The organism is Pseudoxanthomonas sp. JBR18 (genome assembly GCF_028198165.1).
Taxonomy (GTDB): domain Bacteria; phylum Pseudomonadota; class Gammaproteobacteria; order Xanthomonadales; family Xanthomonadaceae; genus Pseudoxanthomonas_A.
The window spans coordinates 4,036,571-4,054,796 of record NZ_CP116339.1 but is presented as its reverse complement, the minus strand read 5'-3'; the positions used below and the strand labels follow the sequence as shown (position 1 = coordinate 4,054,796).

Genomic DNA, 18,226 nt, shown 5'->3' with positions numbered 1-18,226 from the left:
TGGAGGTGCTGCGTTATTCGGCGACGACGTCGTCGCCGAAGGAGTTGACCAGTGCATCGGCGACCAGCTGCTGCTGTTCGGCCACGTGCTCGGCGAAATGGCCGGCGGCAGGCGAGGGCGAACGGGCACGGCCGGCGTAGTGCAGTTCCTGCTTGGGACCCAGGCAGGCCTGCAGATGGTGCTTGATCTGGTACCACGCGCCCTGGTTCTGCGGCTCTTCCTGGCACCAGACCACGTCGGTGGCCTTGCTGTACTTCTTCAGCTCGGCGGCCAGCAGTTCGCGCGGGAACGGATACAGCTGCTCCACGCGCAGGATGGCCACGTCGTCCTGCTCGCGCTTGGCGGCATCCTCGGCCAGGTCGTAGTAGACCTTGCCCGAGCAGGCAACCACGCGCTTGACCTTCTTCGGGTCGGCCTTGGCGTCCGGGATCAGCTGCTGGAACTCGCCGTTGGCCAGCTCGTCCAGGCTGGACACGGCCAGCTTGTGGCGCAGCAGCGACTTGGGCGTCATCACGATCAGCGGCTTGCGCGTGGTCATGCGCATCTGCCGGCGGATCATGTGGAAGGCCTGGGCCGGAGTGGTCGGGACGCAGACCAGCATGTTGTCCAGGGCGCACAGCTGCAGGAAGCGCTCCAGGCGCGCCGAGCTGTGCTCGGGGCCCTGGCCTTCGTAGCCGTGCGGCAAGAACAGCGCCAGGCCGGTGATGCGGCCCCACTTGGCTTCGCCGGCGGCGATGAACTGGTCGATCACCACCTGCGCGCCGTTGGCGAAATCGCCGAACTGCGCTTCCCAGATGCACAGGGCATTGGGGTCGGTGGTGGAGTAGCCATACTCGAAGCCCATCACCGCTTCCTCGCTCAGCAGCGAGTCGATGACGGTGGCGTCCTGCGGATCGTCGACCAGCTGGCGCAGCGGCAGGTAGTAGCTGTCGGTCTTCTGGTCGTGGAGGATCGCGTGGCGATGGAAGAACGTGCCGCGGCCCGCGTCCTGGCCGACCAGGCGCAGGGTGTGGCCCTCGGACAGCAGGGTGGCGTAGGCCAGGTTCTCGGCAAAGCCCCAGTCGCCCGGCAGCTCGCCTTCGGTCATCTTGGCGCGGTCCTCGTAGATCTTGGCCACGCGCGGATGCAGGTGCACGCCTTCGGGGATGGTGTTGATGATCTTGGCCAGCTGCGCCAGCTTGCCCGGCTTGACCGTGGTATCCACCGGATCGGAGAGCTTGCCCGACAGGTATTTGGACCAGTCGATGGCCAGCGGGTCACGCTCGGGCTTGGCCAGCTCGGTGGTATACGCGCCGGAATCGAGCTTGTCGCGGTAAGTGTCCACCATCGTCTTGGCTTCGCCGTCGGCGATGACCCCGGCCTGCTCCAGCTGCGCGGCGTACAGCTCGCGCGTGGTCTTGTGCTTGCGGATCACCTGGTACATCAGCGGCTGGGTCGCGGCCGGCTCGTCGGCCTCGTTGTGGCCCCAGCGGCGGTAGCAGACCAGGTCGATGACCACGTCCTTCTTGAACTGCTGGCGGAATTCATAGGCCAGGTTGGCGCAGAACACCACCGCTTCCGGATCGTCACCATTCACGTGCAGCACCGGGGCGCCGACCATCTTGGCCACGTCGGTGCAGTACAGGGTCGAGCGCGCGTCGTCGCGGGCGCTGGTGGTGAAGCCGACCTGGTTGTTGATCACGATGTGCACGGTGCCGCCGATGGCGAAACCGCGGGCCTGGGACATCTGCAGCAGTTCCATGACCACGCCCTGGCCGGCGAAGGCCGCGTCGCCGTGGATCAGGACCGGCAGCACGTGGCTGCGATCGGTGTCGCTGTAGCGCTCCTGGCGCGAACGCACGGAGCCGGCGACCACCGGGTCGACGATTTCCAGGTGCGAGGGATTGAAGGCCAGGGCCAGGTGGACCGGACCGCCCGGGGTGGCCACGTCGGCCGAGAACCCCATGTGGTACTTCACATCGCCGGTGTGGGCGCGGTCGTCGTGGGCGTGCTCGAACTTGCCTTCGAACTCGTCGAAGAGCTTGCGCGGGTTCTTGCCCAGGGTGTTGACCAGCACGTTGAGGCGGCCGCGGTGGGCCATGCCCACGGCGATGTCGCGCATGCCGTCGGTGCCGCTGCGGCGCAGCAGCTGGTCCATCATCGGGATCAGCGAATCGCCGCCCTCCAGCGAGAAACGCTTCTGGCCCACGTACTTGGTGTGCAGGTAGCGCTCCAGGCCTTCCGCGGCGGTGAGCCGCTCCAGCGTGCGCTTGCGGGTCTCGGTGTCCAGACCGTAGTTGCCGCCGGCCTGTTCCAGGCGCTGGTACCACCACTTGCGCTGGTCGTGGTCGGGGATATGCATGAACTCGGCACCGATCGAGCCGGTGTAGGTCGCCTGCAGGCGCGCGAGCAGGTCGCGCAGCACCATGCGCGACTGGCCGGCGACGCCGCCCGTGCTGAACTCGCTGTCCAGGTCACGCTCGGACAGGGTGTGCCAGTCCAGGCTCAGGTCCGGCGGATTGACCGGGTCGGTCAGGTTGAGCGGATCGACCTTGGCGCCCAGGTGGCCGCGCGAGCGGTAGGCGGTGATCAGGCGGCCGACGTGGCGCTCGCGTTCATCCGAGGGCGACGCGCCATTGGCCGCGTTGGCGGCCAGTTTGGAGGCCTGGGTGATGTGCTCGATGGCGGCCGAATGGGGGACGTCGCCGGCCTCACGGCCCTGGAAGCCGTCAAAGAAGGCCTTCCACTTGGGATCCACGCTGTCCGGCGCGACGAGGTACTGCTCGTACAGATCCTCCACGTAGGCGGCGCTTCCGCCGTTGAGCTGGGAGGTCTGCACAAACTGCTTGAGAAGATTGTCCACGGTGGTTGCCTACGGCGTCTTTGTGGGGAAAAAGTGGCTCGGTGGCCGGCCCGGTTGCAGCCGGTTGGCGGGCATTCCGCCCGCCGACAAACCAGCAAATTATAGGCTTCGGCCTGAATCCGGGCGGGTCCGGGCGTGGGATCGGGCAGGTGTGTCCGTGCAATGACCCACTATGCGGGACATTGCAGATGAACCCTTAAAGACCAAGGGCGCGCAGCTCCGTACAGGCGCGGGCGCGCTCCCAGAAGCGGCCGAATTCCTCACGCAGCTGGCGACTGCGCCCCGGGGCGTGCAGATCGGCTTCGCCATCGAAGCGATGCCCGAGCGGGCGAAAGTAATAGCCACCGCCGTCGCTGGCGACGAAGGCGGCCGCGTAGGCGCGGTCCACGGGCTCGTCGATGGCGCGCAGCAGGAAACTGCTGGGGAGCCGCTGGGCCAGGGGGAGGAGGGGCGCATTGGCGCGCTGTGGAATCCCGGGGTCCTGCAGCAGGATCCGGATCTCGGCCCCACGCTGGCGCACGGCCAGCCCGCGCAGCGCCTCGAGGACCGCTGGCGCGTCGAACAGGCCCGGGTCCAGGTCGCGGGTGTAGATGCACAGCAGGCTGCGGGTGTCGACCGCCAGGGCCGTGACGACCTCGACGGCCTGGGCCAGGTGTTCGACTTCCATGGCGTCAGTGGCGCAGGTCCAGGCGCATGTACTGGTGCGGAATGCCGACATCGTCGAACGGCTCGCCGATGGCCACGAATCCGTGGCGGGCGTAGAAGCTCTCGTTGGCGACCTGGGCGTAGAGATTGAGCGTGGCCCAGCCGTGCGCACGGGCCTGGTCGATCATGGCCTTGAGCAGGGCCTCGCCCACGCCCTTGCCGCGCCAGGGCTTGAGCACGGCCAGGCGGCTGAAGCGGCCATCGGGGGTCAGCCGGGCGGTGCCGATGGGCGCGCCATGCGCGTCGACCGCCAGCATGTGCTCGCCCTCCGGATCCATCGAGTCCCATTCGGTGTCCAGCGGCGCGTGCTGCTCGGTCACGAACACCGATTCGCGGACCCAGCGCAGGGCCTCGCGGTCGGCGCTGAAGGAAGCAGGGCGCAGGGTGAACTCAAGCGGCGTCGAACTCGTCATCGTCATCGGTCCCGGGCAGCACGTAATGGCCGGACGTTACCAGAGCCGAAACCGCCTGGCGGCCCTGTTCGCCTAAGGTCTGGTATGCGGCTGCATCCAGCTCGGCGGCGGCGGCCAGGGCGCGGGCATCGCGCACCGACATGGGCAGCGCCTGGCCGCTGGCGAACAGGACCGCGCCCCGGGCCGCCCGGCGCCAGGCCATGCGGGTCATGGGGTGGCGCTGCAGCACCGCGCCTTGCGCCAGGGCGGTCTCCAGTTCGGCGTGGTCCGGCGCCAGTTCGGGCACCGCGGCTTCTCCGGCACTGCGATAAGTGGTGATGAAACGGCCGAACCACTCACCCAGCCGATCCGGGTCGTTCATACGCAGGGCGTTGAGCGCTTCGACCACGCGCCCCATCGCGGCGGCATCGATCTCGTTCGGGTCGGTTGGCGCGGCGAGGTCCCGGTCCTGGTAACGGATCGCCTCGTCGGCATCGGCGACCAGGGTGTCGAGGTAATCGCCGATCAGTTCGGCGGCCGAGGGCGCGCGCATGCCGACCGAGAAAGTCAGGCACGGGTCTTCGGCCACGCCGTGATGGGGGACGCCTGGCGGGAGGTACAGCATGTCGCCCGGCGCCAGCACCCAGTCGTGGGTGGGGCTGAACTGGCGCAGCAGCTTGAGCTCGACATCGTCGCGGAAAGCCAGCGGCGGATTGGGCGAGGCATCGATCTGCCAGCGGCGATGGCCGTGCGCCTGCAGCAGGAACACGTCGTACTGGTCCACGTGCGCGCCGACCGAACCGCCGGTGGCCGCGAAGCTGACCATGATGTCGTCGATCCGCCAGCGCGGCAGGAAGGCAAAGGCCTCCAGCAGCGCGGCGATGTCCGGATCCCACTTGTCCACGTCCTGCACCAGCAGGGTCCAGTCGTGGTCGGGCATGCCCGGGAATTCGTCCTCTTCGAACGGGCCGCTGCGCACTGACCAGGCATCCCGATTGCGGTCATGCACGATCAGGCGCGACAGCGCTGCCTCTTCGCAGGCCAGGCCGGCCAGATCGCCCGGCTCGATCGGCGAGACGAAGCCCGGGAAAGCGTTGCGGATCAGCAGCGGACGCTTCTGCCAGTAGTCACGCAGGAACACCTGCGGCGGCATCCCCAGCGGTGGCAGCTTTGTGGCGTCGACCTCGATTGGAGGGAGTTTATTCATCGGCGTGGTCTCGGACAGTTCAGGCGCCAGCAAAGTTGGCGCCCAATACAAAATAATGGGTCAACCAAGCCAACATGCAGGCGCTGACCGCCATCCAGGTCGCCCAGGTCCTCGGTTGAGCAAGCCAAACGCCCAGCACGAGGAAAATTGGCGGGCAGGACATCACATAACGGGCCATGCTCATCAGGCTGCCGCTTGCCCACGGGATCAAGACCGAGAGCAAGACAAACGTTGCGAGTGCTCGCTCGCGCTGGCGCCAGAGTGCCCATGTTGCAGCCAGTGCCATCAGCAGGCTGGGGTAGTTGATCCAGCGAACGTTCCAAGCGTGGGCGACGATGGAGGGGTCCTTTAGCCAGCGACGCAGCTCTTTTGTCATTCCCCCTCCGCCACCGCGGCCCCAGGTGATCTGGATGTCGGAGAAGGCCAATGCATTACCCGTCTTGTGCCACAGGATGCTCATGAACACGATCAGGCCGAGGCCATAGCAGGCCGGCCATATCCAGCGCTGCACCCAGCCGGTCCTTGCATCCTGACGCGCCATCATCCAGGCCAATGGAGCGAATAGAACGCCGATCGCCCGCGTTCCTGTCACGAGCGATCCTGCCAATGCCGCCGCGCCCCAGCGACCGCGCTGCAGTCCCACAAGAATTGAGGCCGATAAAAACAGAAATAGCGATTCTGTCCACGGCAGGGAAAAGAAGTAGGCCGTGGGAAACATGGCAAGGCACAGCGTGGCGCGGTCCGCTACGGAAGCTCCCGCTTTCAGCTGCATCCATCGATGAAGCTGAACCATTCCCACGAAAAACAGGAGGTTGGCAAGTAACAGTCCAGCAAGGGCCGGCGAAATTCCGGTGGCCGTCAGCAAACGCCATAACAAGGGGTGTAGCGGGAAAAACGCCCAATTGGCTTGCTGGCTCGTGTCAAAGGGGCGTGCTTCGTAACCACTCTGCGCAATCGATGCGTACCAGCCAGCATCGTTGGAGATCACGTGGGCCATGAGCGCATGGAGCACATCGGGCTTGAGGATGTCGAGCTTGGTCTGGCCGCTCTCCTGTCCCGGTGCAGGCCATTGTTGGACAAAGGCCACGGTGGTTGCGGCGACCAAGAAAATGATGAGCCTGGAAAGCAGGAAGGCGTGAAACGCGGCTTTGACTGCTAGTCGCCAAGAGGCCTGCGTTTGTCCTTCGAGTGCTTGCATACGTGAAGTCCTTGTATTGCCACAGCAGCGCATGGCGGCTGCCGGCTGAGATCCGAAGCTGTCGGTGAAGCGCCGCCGCCCAGACGGCAGCCAGCGTCACGATGGAAGCCAGGTTTGACCCTGTTCGCTGAGATTCGGGGTTCTTCCCTAGATCGCTTTGGCCAATGACGAGGCCAGGCCGGTGTAGCCACCGGGGGTCAGCTCGCGCAGGCGCGCCTTGGCCTCGGCCGGCAGGTCCAGTGATTCGACGAAGGCCTGCATCGACGCGGCGGTGATGCCCTGGCCGCGGGTCAGGGCCTTGAGCTGCTCGTAGGGGTTGGGCAGGCCGTGGCGGCGCATGACGGTCTGCACGGCTTCGGCCAGCACTTCCCAGGCGGCATCCAGGTCAGCATCCAGGCGCTGTGGGTTGAGCTCCAGCTTGCCCAGGCCCTTGGCCAGCGAATCCACGGCGACCTGGGTATGGCCGAAGGCGGTGCCCAGGCCGCGCAGCACGGTGGAGTCGGTCAGGTCGCGCTGCCAGCGGCTGATCGGCAGCTTGGCCGAGAAGTGCTCGAACAGCGCATTGGCCACGCCGAAGTTGCCCTCGGCGTTCTCGAAGTCGATCGGATTGACCTTGTGGGGCATGGTCGAGGAGCCGACTTCGCCGTCCTTCAGCTTCTGCTTGAAATAGCCCAGCGAGATGTAACCCCAGATGTCGCGCGACAGATCCACCAGGATGGTATTGGCGCGGCGGGTGGCATCGCCGATCTCGGCCACGTTGTCGTGCGGCTCGATCTGGGTGGTGTAGGGATTGAAGACCAGACCCAGGCCTTCGACGAAGGCTTGGGCGAAGGCCGGCCAATCCACGTCCGGGTAGCTGACCACGTGCGCGTTGTAGTTGCCGACCGCGCCGTTGATCTTGGCGGTCAGTTCCACCGCGGCGATCTGCCTGAGCTGACGCTCCAGGCGGGCGACGACGTTGGCGATTTCCTTGCCCAGGGTAGTCGGCGAGGCGGTCTGGCCATGGGTGCGCGAGAGCATCGGCTGGTCAGCCTGGGCATGGGCGAGGGTGCGCAGGCTGGCGGCGATGCCCTCCAAGCCCGGCAGCAGCACCTCGCGCCGCGCCTGCGCGAGCATCAGCCCATAGGACAGGTTGTTGATGTCCTCACTGGTGCAGGCGAAGTGCACGAACTCCAGTGCTGGCCCCAACTCGGCATCGCCCTTGAGCTGCTCCTTGATGAAATACTCCACCGCCTTGACGTCATGGTTGGTGGTGCGCTCGATCTCCTTGACCCGTCCGGCCTGCTCGACGCTGAAATCCTCGGCCAGCGCGCGCAGCTTCTGCACGGCGGCGGCGGAGAAGGGCGCCAGTTCGGTGATGCCCGGCTCGGCTGCCAGGGCCAGCAGCCACTCCACCTCGACCTTGATGCGGGCGCGGATCAGGCCGTACTCGGAGAAGATCGGGCGCAGGGCGTCGACCTTGGACGCGTAACGGCCATCGAGCGGGGACAGGGCAAGCAGGGTCGCGTTGGTCATTGAAAAGTGGCTGATGGAAGGGAAGAGGGAGCAAGGGCGCCGGCGCGCAGTGCGCGGCCTGGCGGGGCCTCAAGGGCCGCACAGTTTACCCCTGTCGCCCATGTCACGCCCCGCGGCGTATCCTTCGCCGCTCCTCGCCAGCCGTTGCGGACTGACCACCGCGTGCCAGCCGTAGCCTTTTATCCAGAAGGAAACACGCTGATGCCGCACAAGGTCCGACTCGAACACGACAGCATGGGGGAACTGCAGGTCCCCGAGGCCGCCCTCTGGGGGGCCCAGACCCAGCGCGCCGTGCAGAATTTCCCCATTTCCGGCCGGCCGATGCCGCGCGGGTTCATCCGCGCGCTGGGCCTGATCAAGGCTGCCGCGGCCGAGGTCAACGCCGAGCTTGGCCTGCTGCCCAAGGCCACGTCCAAGGCGGTGCGCAAGGCGGCCTTTGAAGTGGCCCAGGGACACTTTGACGAACAGTTCCCCATCGATCTCTACCAGACCGGCTCGGGCACTTCGTCCAACATGAATGCCAACGAGGTCATCGCCAATCTCGCCACGCGCAGCGGCAAGGCCGCCGTGCACCCCAACGACCATGTGAACCTGGGGCAGAGCTCCAACGACGTGGTGCCCACCGCGATCCGCGTCTCTGCGCAGCTGGCGGTGATCGAGGACCTGCTGCCGGCGCTCAAGCACCTGCGCAAGACCATCGATGCGCGCGGCAAGGCGCTGGGCAAGATCGTCAAGACCGGCCGCACCCACCTGATGGACGCCATGCCGCTGACCTTCGCCCAGGAATTCGGCGCCTGGTCGGCCCAGTTGGCCTCGGCGGAAGGTCGCCTTGGCGACACGCTCAAGCGCCTGCGCCGGCTGCCGCTGGGCGGGACCGCCATCGGCACCGGCATCAACGCCGATCCACGCTTTGGCAAGCAGGTGGCCAAGGTGCTGACCGAGATGACCGGGGCCAAGTTCGAAAGTGCCGACAACAAGTTCGAAGGCCTGGCCGCGCAGGACGATGCGGTGGAGCTGTCGGGCCAGTTCAACGCGCTGGCCGTGGCCCTGATCAAGATCGCCAACGACCTGCGCTGGATGAACTCCGGTCCGCTGGCCGGCCTGGGCGAGATCGAGTTGCCGGCGCTGCAGCCTGGCAGCTCGATCATGCCGGGCAAGGTCAATCCGGTGATCCCGGAAGCCACGGTGATGGTCTGCGCGCAAGTCATCGGCCACCACACCGCGATCACCGTCGCCGGGCAGACCGGCAACTTCCAGCTCAACGTGACCTTGCCGCTGATCGCGGCCAATCTGCTCGAATCGGTCCAGTTGCTGTCCAACGTGAGCCGCCTGCTGGCCGATTCGGCCATCGCCGGGCTGACCGTCCGCGAGGACAAGGTGCGCGAGGCGCTGGAGCGCAATCCGATCCTGGTGACCGCGCTCAACCCGGTCATCGGCTACGAAAAGGGCGCGGCCATCGCCAAGCAGGCCTACAAGCAGAACCGCCCGGTCCTGGAGGTCGCCATCGAGGTCACCGGCATGAGTGAGGCCGAGCTCAAGCCGTTGCTGGATCCTGCCGCCCTGGCCAAAGGCGGCATCCACGGCTGAGATCGCCTGACACCGGACGGTTGCCGGGCGTGAGAAAGCCGGCGGGGTGATCCCGCCGGCTTTTTTATGGGGTGACCTAACGCGCTTCCAGGCGGATGGTCTGCATGCTGTCCTTGTACGGACGCAGTTCCGGGAAATCGGCCAGCAGCTGTGCCTGCAGCGGCTTGAGCTGCGCATCGGGGGCGATGGTGATCGTTGCGCCGCCATTGGCCTGGAACTGGTCCAGCACCGCCTGGCGGCGCATCTGCAGCAGACCGAAGTAATGCTGCAATTCGGCGCGTTTGTCGGCCGGCTGCGGCAGTTCCACATCGTCGATCTTGAGCGTGCCATCCGGCCCGATCCCGACCGGTGCGCCTGGCGCCTGGCGCATGCTCACCTGCAGGGTGGTGACGGAGGTTGCCGGCTTCATCCGCTCGGCGCGGCTGTTGGCGGTGTGATCCCCGCTGCCGCCGCAGGCGCTCAGTGCCAGGGCGGCCACGACCGGGGCCAAAACGAAGCGAAATCGGGACAGGACAGTCATGCGCTTGATTGTAAGCGATGCACCGGCGCGGCCCATGCCGCGCCGGTGCTGGCTTCACGTCATGATTTCCAGTCGTTGTCGTCCATGCAGTCATCGATGTCGGACTGGTCCATGCCGGCGTAGGGCCGGAACGCAGGTTGCGCGGCCGCCAAGGCATCCTGCGCGTCGCGCAGCTTGGGCAGGCGCGCGCACAGCTGCTCGACCTGGGGCTTGATCTTCTGCCGGGCGGCTTCTTCGGCCTGCTTGCCGACCTCGTCACTCGAGTCTCCGTTCAGCAGCCCCTTGAGCGCGGCCCCCGCGGCATCGATCCCGATCTTGGCGCCGGCCATGCCGATGGCGATGCCGTCGCTTGCCACGCCCTCCAGTTCTTTGCGGTAGGTCTTGGCCAGGGCCTTCTGCTCGGGCGTGGCATCGATGGTCTTGCCGTCGATGATGATGTCGCCGTCCGGCGTGATCGACGCATCGGGCGCATGGCTGCCGTCCTTGGCCTCGAGCGACATGCTGGAGCTACGCAATTTGGATTGGGCCTTGCTCATCTCTGAGTTGGCCTTTTCCATCTCCTTGGACGCATCGTCCAGGCCCTTGCTGGCCTGCTCGACGGCGTGGCCTGCCACGCCCGTTAGTTTGCCATCGGCATCGCGGCCCGGAGCGCAGGCGGCCAGAGCCAGCAGGCCAGTGGCGGCGATGATGCGCAGTGAACGCTGGTGCATGGTGATCTCTCCTGGTGAGGTGATGTCAGTGTTTGGCGATGTCGACCGTGCCGGTCACGCCGCGATGGTCGATATCGCCGCTGCCCTTGCGGCGCACGCTGAGATTGCCGCGGATGTCGCGGGCGTCCAGGTCGCCCGATCCGATCGAGCCCACGGTGACATCGCCGGTGATGTCACCCAGGCGCAGGTCGCCGGACCCGATCGATCCGATGTCGACGCCCGCCCCGACCTGATCAAGCGTCACGTCGCCCGAACCGATGCTGCCGACTTCGGTCTTGCCCTTGATTCCTGCGGCAACGACGTCACCGGAGCCGACCGACAGGACCTTCAGCGCACCGGCGCCGTGCAGCTTGAGGTCGCCGGAGCCGACCTTGGCGGTGACCAGGCCGGCCACGTCCTGCAGGTCCACATCGCCGGAGCCGATGTCCGCGCTGGCAGCCTGGCCACCGCGCAGGCTGGCATCGCCCGACCCCACGTCCAGTTGCACCAGCACGTCGTCGGGCACGCTGCCGTCCAGGTCCATGTACCAGTAGGTCGTGCCCATAGAGCGTGACAGGTGCAGATGCTTGGCCGGCATCAGGGTCACCACCAGTTTGTCCCCCTGGCGCTCCTGCTGCAGCTGCATGTCGTCCAGCAGCTCCTTGCTGGACGCGCATGCCCGGCCATCGAGGGTGCCGGTGCTGCCGGAGGTGGCCTTCAGCCGCAGATTGCTGGAGCCCACGTTGAACAGCACCGAATGCGCGCCGGCCAGGTCAAGCTTGAGCGAGCGCGGTGCCGAGTACTGGCAGCGCGCGTCCTGCGCACTGGCCAGCGCGGGCAGCACCAGCAGGGACAGTGCCGCGGCAATCACCGACAGGCCAGGGCGTCGACCCCTATGCAATCTCTTCATCTCCAGATTCCTTCCGTTGTCTCGGGGATCAGGCATCGTCACGGCGACGGCGAACCATCACGGCCAGGACGATCAGGGCAATGCCGACGACCGCGCCGATCCACAGGTCCGGGTTGGCATAGATCGAGGGGTTGCTGGTGTGGTGCAGGACCAGGTCCAGCGCCTGGGCTGGATCCTGGGCGGACTGGGACGCGCTTTCGAGGGTCTCGTGGCGGGCCAGCTCCGACGGGATCCAGATCCCGGGCAGGACGCTCAGCAGGCCGCGATACATGACCACGTACCAGACCTCGCCCAGCGGCAGGTTCAGGCCGGGCATGGCGCCCATGATGCTGATCACGATGCAGGCCAGCAGCGGCACCAGGACCGCCCACAGGAACGGCACGCGACGTGCCCAGGCCGAGCACAGCATCAGCCAGCCGATCGCGGGCAGCGACCACAACACGTAGATGGGCAGGGTGGCCAGCATCGTCCCGATCACCTTGAACGGGTGAGAGGCGGTGAAGATCGCGCCGGCGCCCGGCATGCCAGCGGTGGTGGAAGCCAAGGCGATGATGACCCACAGCCCCAGTCCCATCAGCAGGCCGACGATGAGCGAGACCACCTGGGTCAGCAGCAGGGCCCAGACCAGCTTGGAGGCGACGGTCATCGTGTCCGACACCGGCAGGGACTTCCAGAACAGCACGCTGCGGTCGTGGCGGTCGTTGTACAGGCTGCCCAGACAGTAGAAGAACACGACGAAGGCGACCACGACCCCGGCGATACTGAAACCTGTCAGCAGCGCAAAATCACCGGTGGCACCAAATCCCTTGGCGAGTGCCTCTGGGCCGACATGGATGTTGAAGCTATCGCCTTGGATCTTGTCGCGTGCCTGGATCGCGCCGATCACCGCGCCCAGCGCGGCAAAGGCCAGGATGATGCCGGCGGTGATGACCTGGGCCCAGAGGAATCCGCCGCGGTTTTCCCAATATTCGCGGCGCAGCAGCCAGCCGAAGACGCTTGGCTTGGACAGAGTGCGGGCAGGAGCGGGGGCGTTCATGCGTAGGTTCCTTTCATGATGGCCACGAACAGGTCGGCAAGGCCGGGATTGCGGGTTTCGCCCAGGGCGGCGAGCTGCGTGCGTGGCACGCCATCGAAGAGCATCACGGTCTTGCCGAAGGGCAGGGCACGCTGGTCGATCGGGCCCAGGGCGCGGGCCTGCTCGGCACCCGCCTCGGACACCAGCAGTTCGGTGTAGCGGGTGCCCACCTCGTCCATGGTGGCGGTCAGGGCAATGCGACCGTCGCGGATGAACATCACGTCGGTGAGGATGTGCTCGATCTCCTCCACCTGATGGGTGGTGACGATGATGGTCTTGTTCTCGTCGAAGTAATCCTCCAGCAGGCGCTGGTAGAACTGCTTGCGATACAGGATGTCCAGGCCCAGGGTCGGCTCGTCCAGCACCAGCAGGCGGGCATCGATGGCCATCACCAGGGCCAGGTGCAGTTGCACGATCATGCCCTTGGACATCTCGCGCACCCGCAGGTTGGGCTTGAGCTGGGTGCCTTCGAGGAAGCGCATGCACTTGGCGCGGTCGAAGCGCGGATGCACGCCGCCGACGAAGTCGATGGCCTCGGAGACCTTCATCCAGCGCGGCAGCACGGCCACGTCGGCGATGAAGCACACATCGCGCATCAGCTCGTCGCGGCGACGACGCGGATCCATGCCCAGCACGTCCAGCTCGCCATCGAAGGGCGTCAGGCCCAGGATCGCCTTGAGCGCGGTGGTCTTGCCGGCGCCGTTGGGCCCGATCAGGCCCAGGATGCGCCCGGATTCGATGGCGAACGTCGCCCCGTCCAGGGCCAGCTTGTTGCGGTAGGTCTTGCGCAGGCCGCGGGCCTGGATGACCGGTTGTGTCACGGCATTCATTCCTCGCCTCCCTTGGGCAGTTCGTCGATGGACAGTCCCAGTCGCGCAATGCGCGCGGCCACGGCCGGCCACTCTTCTTTCAGAAAACGTTCGCGCTCGTTCGCCAGCAGCTTTCTGGCGGCTTCGTCGGTGACGAACATCCCCAGGCCGCGGCGCTTCTCGACCAGGGCCTCGTCGGCCAATTCCTGGTAGGCGCGTGAAACGGTGATGGGATTGAGCTGGTATTCGGCGGCCACCTGGCGGACAGAAGGCAGGGCATCGCCGGGCTTGAGTTCGCCATCAAGCATCATGGCAATCACCTTTTCCTTGAGTTGGCGGTAGATGGGAGCGCCGTCGCTCCATTGGATCGGTGTCATGGGTTCAGCTCCCGGGTCGCAACAGACGGGCAAAGGAGAAATAAGGCATCGACAGCGCGTGCCTGTGGTGGGTGCCGTCCTGGGCTGGGGGAGAGGGGGCGGCGGTCGAGGCGCCTGCCTCGATCACCGTGGGCAGCGCGTGTGCGGCCGCCGCTTCCACCGCGCCGGGCAGCGCGCTGGAGGCCGGCATCCGGCTCAGCAGGCCCAATGTGGTCAGGGCTACGAGGCTCAGGCCGAGCAGGGTGAAACCGGGGTTTCCGAGTTTGCTGTCCATGGCGTCCTCTGCTTTGGGTTGGTGGTGTTGTAGGTAACTATAACACCAAATCAACCCGCGTCAACAGGGAATGACACTTCGATGACCCAACCAATGGCAGGGGTGTCCGGTGTGCATCCAGGTGGCCTTGCGGCTGGGAGCAGGGCACCTCACCGGCGCATGCATGAACGGGTCGCGTGCCGCAGGCGGCCGTGCAGGGCCGATGCGGTCGGGTGTACGACCGCAAAGCCTGCTTGCCGCAGGCGCACATGCCACAATGCGCGCCTGTTGCGCCGGAAGTCCCGGCGCTTGGCTGCATGAGGAAAGCACCGGATGAAATCGTTTGGCATGTGGGTGGTGGCCGCCAGTCTGGCCGCGTCCCTGATCGGAGGAAACGCATTGGCGCAGGACAAGACGACGCTGGACAGCCAGCGTGACAAGGTCAGTTACGCGATCGGCATGGACATCGGCCGCTCCTTCGCGCCGGTGGCCGACTACATCGATCCTGCCGCGATGCAGCGTGGCCTGCAGAGTGCGCTGGACGGTAAGGAACCACCCATCAGCCAGGAAGAGGCCCAGGCCACCGACACCGCCCTGCGTGCAAACCTGGCCGCCAAGAACGGCCAGACCCCGCCGGGCCAGCCGCCGGGCAGCCAGCCGCCGGCCGTGAACAAGCAGAACGTCGGCCTGATGGTCGGCAGCATGATGATCGGTCCCAAGCTCGCGCCGCTCAAGAATGAGGTGGAACTGCCGGTGTTGATGCAGGCGGTGCGCACCGTGCTGGCTCAGGGCAAGACCCTGCTGACCGAGGACGAAGCGCGTTCGACCGTGCAAGCCTACGCCAGCGAGCGCCAGGCCGGCCTGGCCCAGCGCAATCGTGACGAGGGCGCCGCGTTCCTCGGCAAGAACAAGACCGCCAAGGGCGTGGTCACCACCCCGTCGGGCCTGCAGTACATGGTCCTGCGCCAGGGCAGCGGCGCGCGTCCGACCGCGGCCAGCACCGTGCGCGTGAACTACGAGGGCAAGCTGCTGGACGGCACCGTGTTCGACAGTTCCTACGAGCGTGGCGAGCCGGCCACCTTCCCGCTGGCCAACGTGGTGCCGGGCTGGACCGAGGGCCTGCAACTGATGCCGGTGGGCTCCAAGTACCGTTTCTGGGTGCCGGCCAACCTGGGCTATGGCGAGCAGGGCACCCCGGGTGGCCCGATCGGTCCGGACGCGACGTTGACCTTCGACGTCGAACTGCTGGGCATCGCCAAGTAATGAGCGCGGGTGAGGCCCAGGCGGGCGATGCGCTGGAGCGGCGCCTGATCGAACTGGAGACCAGGCTCGCCTTCCAGGAGCACGCCCTGGCCGAACTCAGCGAGGCCCTGGCCGACGCCAGGGCCGAGGGCAATCGGAACGGTGAACTGGTCCGCCACCTGCTGGCCGACCTGAAGAAGGTCCGTTCCGAGCTGTATTCCGAACCGGGCGACGAACCGCCGCCCCCGCATTACTGATCCACGACCGATTCACCGATGACCGACTCACTGCGAGACCAGCTGCTGGGATTGGGTTTCAAGCCCGCGCCCAAGCCAGAACGGCCCAAGGGCCATCACACCCCTGGCAACAAGCCGGGGCGTCCCCACGGTGGCGCACGCGCCGATGCCCGTAGCGATCGGCGCGACGGCAAGCCCGGCGGGCCACGTGGACGCGGCGACAAGGCCGCGGCGGGCAAGGGCCCGGGCGCCCACAAGTCCGGCGGCAAGCCGCGCTCGCGTGAGGATATCGACCTGGCCAAGGCCTATGCGATCCGCGCGCAGAGAGAAAAGGACGAGCGCATCGAGGCCGAGCGCCTGAAGCAGGAAGAGGCCCGTCTGCGCCGGGAGGCGCGGGCGAAGGTGGATGCGCTGATCGCCGGCAAGACCCTCAACGATCCCGCGGCCGAGGTGGTCCGCCACTTCCCGTACGGCGGCAAGATCAAGCGGATCCATGTCACCGCCGACCAGCTCAAGGCGCTCAACGCCGGGCAGCTGGGTATCGTGCAGCAGGCCGGTCGCTACCTGCTGGTGGAGGCGGCGCTGCTGGCCGAGGTCGAAGCGATCTTCGCCCCGGCCGTCGCGCTCAAGGTCGACCCGGACGCACCGGCCGAGGACGACCCTTACGCCGATCCGAAATACCAGGTCCCGGACGACCTGGTCTGGTGATCGGCGGCCCTGATTCCCCTTTAGCACCAGCGCCGCCAAACAATCCCGCGTAGAGCGGAGCTTGCTCCGCTGGGGCCTTCCCGCTGATCCGGTTTACCGATCCGGCTGCTAGAGGGACAAGAGCAGCGGAGCAAGCTCCGCTCTACGGGTGTGGGTCTTGTCGGTTCAGGTGGCGCGAAAAGCAGGGGTTCCTAGAGATCCTTGATTGACACTCGGCGCAGCTTCGGCGCCTTCAAGGCGGTCAGGCCCACCACACACAGGGTCACGCAGCCGCCCAGAAGCACTGCTGGCACCAAGCCCAGGAAGCGCGCCATCACCCCGTCGTAGAACGCGCCCAGCTCGTTGGACGAGCTGATGAAAATACTGTTGATCGACGAGACGCGCCCGCGCATCTCGTCAGGGGTGGCCAGCTGCAAGATAGTGCTGCGCAGGACCATCGACACCCCGTCGCAAAGCCCATACACCACCAGGATCGCCGCCGACAGCCAGAAGCTGCGCGACAGGCCGAAGGCGATGGTGCACAGCCCGAAGGCCGCCACGGCGATCATCAGGATGTGACCGGCATGGCGGTCGATGGGATGGCGCGCGATCCACAGCCCGGCCACCACCGCGCCCAGCGATGGGCAGGCACGCAGGATGCCCAGCCCTTCCGGGCCGTGGTGCAGGATGTCGTGGATGAAGGCCGGCAGCATCGACACAGCACCGCCCAGGAGGACCGAGAACATGTCCAGCGCCATCGCGCCGAGCATGATCTGGTTGGAAAACACGAAGCGGGTGCCTTCGGCGATGCTCTTGAACACGGGCGCGCGCGGCCCGGTGGCGATGGGCTCGGCGACCTTCAGCGGGTATAGCACCGCAATAGCCACGGCCGCCAGGACGACGGCGACCGAGTAGGCCAGGGTGGTCCCGCCCCAGGCGACCAGGCCACCGCCCAGCGCCGGCCCGGTGACCAGCCCCACCTGGAAGAAGACATTGGCGATGCTGGTGCCGCGGGCGAACTGGCGGCGTTCGAGCACACGCGCGAACAGCGCGTTGTAGACCGGGGTCAGAAAGCAGCGCACCGCGCCGGTCAGGCACACGGCAGCGTACATCGGCCACACGCCGTCCACCGGCAGCCATTGCCTGTCCACCGCCAGCAGCACCAGCGGCGTGAGCAGCAGTCCGGTCGAGGCGGTCATGCCCAGTCGGCGCCGCGGCAGGTGATCGACCAGATAACCCGCGAATGGCGCGGTGCACACGAACGGCAGGACTTCGGCCAGGCCGATCAGGCCCAGCGACAGCGGGTTCTGGGTGATCTGGTAGATGTGCCAGCCCACTGAAACCGCCACGACCTGATAGGACAGGATCGCGCAGATGCGGTAGGCCAGGATCCGGATGAACCCTGGCTGCGCCAGCACCTCGCGCGCGCCGACCGCGGTGTCCGCCGGCGGCGGGACGCTCATTGCGCCTGGGCCTGGGCGGTCTGGCGGATAAAGGCCAGCAGCGCGGCCAGGCCGTTGCTGCGGGTCGGTGAGAGGTGCTTGGCCAGGCCGATGTCGGCGATGTAGTCCGGCTCGGTCGCCAGGATCTCGGCCGCGGGGCGGCCGGCGTACACGCGCAGGGCCAGGTAGATCAGACCGGAGACGATGGCCGAGTCGCTGATCGCCTGGAAGTCGAGCTTGGCGGCGTTGCCCTGCGGCACGATCCACACCATCGACTGGCAGCCGAGCAGGCGATGCTCCTCGGTCTTCCACGCCTCGGGGAAGGGCGGCAGCTTGCGGCCCAGGTCGATCAGGTACTGGTAGCGTTCGGCCCAGTCAGAGAAGAAGGAAAACTCCTCCTTGATCGCCGCCTGCGCTTCGACGGCAGTGGGTTCCAGCGGAAAAACAGTGTCGGTCATGGGTCTTCCAGATGGCGAGCGTTGCCCCCTCTCCCTCTGGGAGCGGGGTTGGGGTGAGGGTTGGGCGAAGTCAGGGATGTTT

General features: G+C 66.7%; 19 protein-coding genes. 4 read left to right on the top strand and 15 right to left on the bottom strand.

The annotated features are described in order from the left end of the window. Nucleotides 1-13 precede the first annotated feature (13 nt). From PJ250_RS18295 to purB, 6 genes are all read right to left on the bottom strand, one after another. Complete coding sequence (locus tag PJ250_RS18295) at nucleotides 14-2,842, bottom strand: 2-oxoglutarate dehydrogenase E1 component (protein ID WP_271646039.1); 2,829 nt, start codon at nucleotides 2,840-2,842, stop codon at nucleotides 14-16. Nucleotides 2,843-3,038: 196 nt separating this feature from the next. Beyond that, nucleotides 3,039-3,509, bottom strand: a complete 471-nt coding sequence (locus tag PJ250_RS18290; RefSeq protein WP_271646038.1) for a DUF7931 domain-containing protein — start codon at nucleotides 3,507-3,509, stop codon at nucleotides 3,039-3,041. A gap of 4 nt (nucleotides 3,510-3,513) precedes the next feature. Further along, a complete protein-coding gene (locus tag PJ250_RS18285; RefSeq protein WP_271646037.1) occupies nucleotides 3,514-3,960 on the bottom strand; it encodes a GNAT family N-acetyltransferase in 447 nt (148 codons plus the stop codon). Beyond that, nucleotides 3,938-5,146 (bottom strand): cupin domain-containing protein, encoded by a 1,209-nt coding sequence (locus PJ250_RS18280; RefSeq protein ID WP_271646036.1) that lies wholly within the window; start codon nucleotides 5,144-5,146, stop codon nucleotides 3,938-3,940. Before PJ250_RS18280 ends, PJ250_RS18285 begins: the two co-directional genes overlap by 23 nt. Before the next feature lie 19 nt (nucleotides 5,147-5,165). After that, complete coding sequence (locus PJ250_RS18275) at nucleotides 5,166-6,344, bottom strand: mannosyltransferase family protein (protein WP_271646035.1); 1,179 nt, start codon at nucleotides 6,342-6,344, stop codon at nucleotides 5,166-5,168. Nucleotides 6,345-6,491: 147 nt separating this feature from the next. After that, nucleotides 6,492-7,859: an adenylosuccinate lyase gene (gene purB, locus PJ250_RS18270; protein WP_271646034.1), complete on the bottom strand. Its 1,368-nt coding sequence runs from the start codon at nucleotides 7,857-7,859 to the stop codon at nucleotides 6,492-6,494. A 201-nt stretch (nucleotides 7,860-8,060) separates the two neighbouring features. Here purB and PJ250_RS18265 point away from each other — a divergent pair, with 201 nt between their 5' ends. Further along, nucleotides 8,061-9,446: a class II fumarate hydratase gene (locus PJ250_RS18265; protein ID WP_271646033.1), complete on the top strand. Its 1,386-nt coding sequence runs from the start codon at nucleotides 8,061-8,063 to the stop codon at nucleotides 9,444-9,446. Nucleotides 9,447-9,522: 76 nt separating this feature from the next. Here PJ250_RS18265 and PJ250_RS18260 read toward each other — a convergent pair whose 3' ends face one another. The 7 genes from PJ250_RS18260 to PJ250_RS18230 are packed head-to-tail and all read right to left on the bottom strand — an operon-like array spanning nucleotide 9,523 to nucleotide 14,100. Continuing rightward, nucleotides 9,523-9,966, bottom strand: a complete 444-nt coding sequence (locus PJ250_RS18260; protein ID WP_271646032.1) for a hypothetical protein — start codon at nucleotides 9,964-9,966, stop codon at nucleotides 9,523-9,525. 59 nt (nucleotides 9,967-10,025) lie between these two features. Next, nucleotides 10,026-10,676 carry a YggN family protein gene (locus PJ250_RS18255; RefSeq protein WP_271646031.1) on the bottom strand — a complete coding sequence of 217 codons (651 nt, stop codon included), beginning with the start codon at nucleotides 10,674-10,676 and terminating at the stop codon, nucleotides 10,026-10,028. Nucleotides 10,677-10,701: 25 nt separating this feature from the next. Then, the gene (locus PJ250_RS18250) at nucleotides 10,702-11,565 is read right to left on the bottom strand and encodes a DUF4097 family beta strand repeat-containing protein (RefSeq protein ID WP_271646030.1); all 864 of its coding nucleotides are present in this window, start codon (nucleotides 11,563-11,565) and stop codon (nucleotides 10,702-10,704) included. Nucleotides 11,566-11,593: 28 nt separating this feature from the next. Continuing rightward, complete coding sequence (locus tag PJ250_RS18245) at nucleotides 11,594-12,601, bottom strand: ABC transporter permease (RefSeq protein WP_271646029.1); 1,008 nt, start codon at nucleotides 12,599-12,601, stop codon at nucleotides 11,594-11,596. Further along, nucleotides 12,598-13,470, bottom strand: coding sequence for an ABC transporter ATP-binding protein (locus tag PJ250_RS18240; RefSeq protein WP_271646028.1), 873 nt, complete (start codon nucleotides 13,468-13,470; stop codon nucleotides 12,598-12,600). Before PJ250_RS18240 ends, PJ250_RS18245 begins: the two co-directional genes overlap by 4 nt. Next, on the bottom strand, nucleotides 13,467-13,826 hold the full coding sequence (locus PJ250_RS18235) for a GntR family transcriptional regulator (protein ID WP_271646027.1): 360 nt from the start codon (nucleotides 13,824-13,826) through the stop codon (nucleotides 13,467-13,469). The genes PJ250_RS18240 and PJ250_RS18235 overlap by 4 nt, the downstream gene beginning before the upstream one ends. 4 nt (nucleotides 13,827-13,830) lie before the next feature. Continuing rightward, a complete protein-coding gene (locus tag PJ250_RS18230; RefSeq protein ID WP_271646026.1) occupies nucleotides 13,831-14,100 on the bottom strand; it encodes a hypothetical protein in 270 nt (89 codons plus the stop codon). A 327-nt stretch (nucleotides 14,101-14,427) separates the two neighbouring features. On the opposite strand from PJ250_RS18230, the gene PJ250_RS18225 reads away from it, so the two are divergent. Genes PJ250_RS18225 through PJ250_RS18215 form a run of 3 tightly spaced genes read left to right on the top strand, consistent with a single transcriptional unit; the run spans nucleotide 14,428 to nucleotide 16,265 of the window. Beyond that, nucleotides 14,428-15,342, top strand: a complete 915-nt coding sequence (locus PJ250_RS18225) for an FKBP-type peptidyl-prolyl cis-trans isomerase (RefSeq protein WP_271648699.1) — start codon at nucleotides 14,428-14,430, stop codon at nucleotides 15,340-15,342. Then, on the top strand, nucleotides 15,342-15,578 hold the full coding sequence (locus tag PJ250_RS18220; protein WP_271646025.1) for a SlyX family protein: 237 nt from the start codon (nucleotides 15,342-15,344) through the stop codon (nucleotides 15,576-15,578). Before PJ250_RS18225 ends, PJ250_RS18220 begins: the two co-directional genes overlap by 1 nt. A gap of 18 nt (nucleotides 15,579-15,596) precedes the next feature. Continuing rightward, nucleotides 15,597-16,265, top strand: coding sequence for a DUF2058 domain-containing protein (locus PJ250_RS18215; RefSeq protein ID WP_271646024.1), 669 nt, complete (start codon nucleotides 15,597-15,599; stop codon nucleotides 16,263-16,265). Between the two features lie 191 nt (nucleotides 16,266-16,456). Here the strand turns inward: PJ250_RS18215 and PJ250_RS18210 are convergent, their stop codons facing one another. Together PJ250_RS18210 and PJ250_RS18205 are read right to left on the bottom strand one after the other, a co-directional pair. Continuing rightward, nucleotides 16,457-17,707, bottom strand: coding sequence for an MFS transporter (locus PJ250_RS18210; RefSeq protein WP_271646023.1), 1,251 nt, complete (start codon nucleotides 17,705-17,707; stop codon nucleotides 16,457-16,459). Then, nucleotides 17,704-18,144, bottom strand: coding sequence for a SufE family protein (locus PJ250_RS18205; RefSeq protein WP_271646022.1), 441 nt, complete (start codon nucleotides 18,142-18,144; stop codon nucleotides 17,704-17,706). The genes PJ250_RS18210 and PJ250_RS18205 overlap by 4 nt, the downstream gene beginning before the upstream one ends. Between the last annotated feature and the right edge of the window lie 82 nt (nucleotides 18,145-18,226).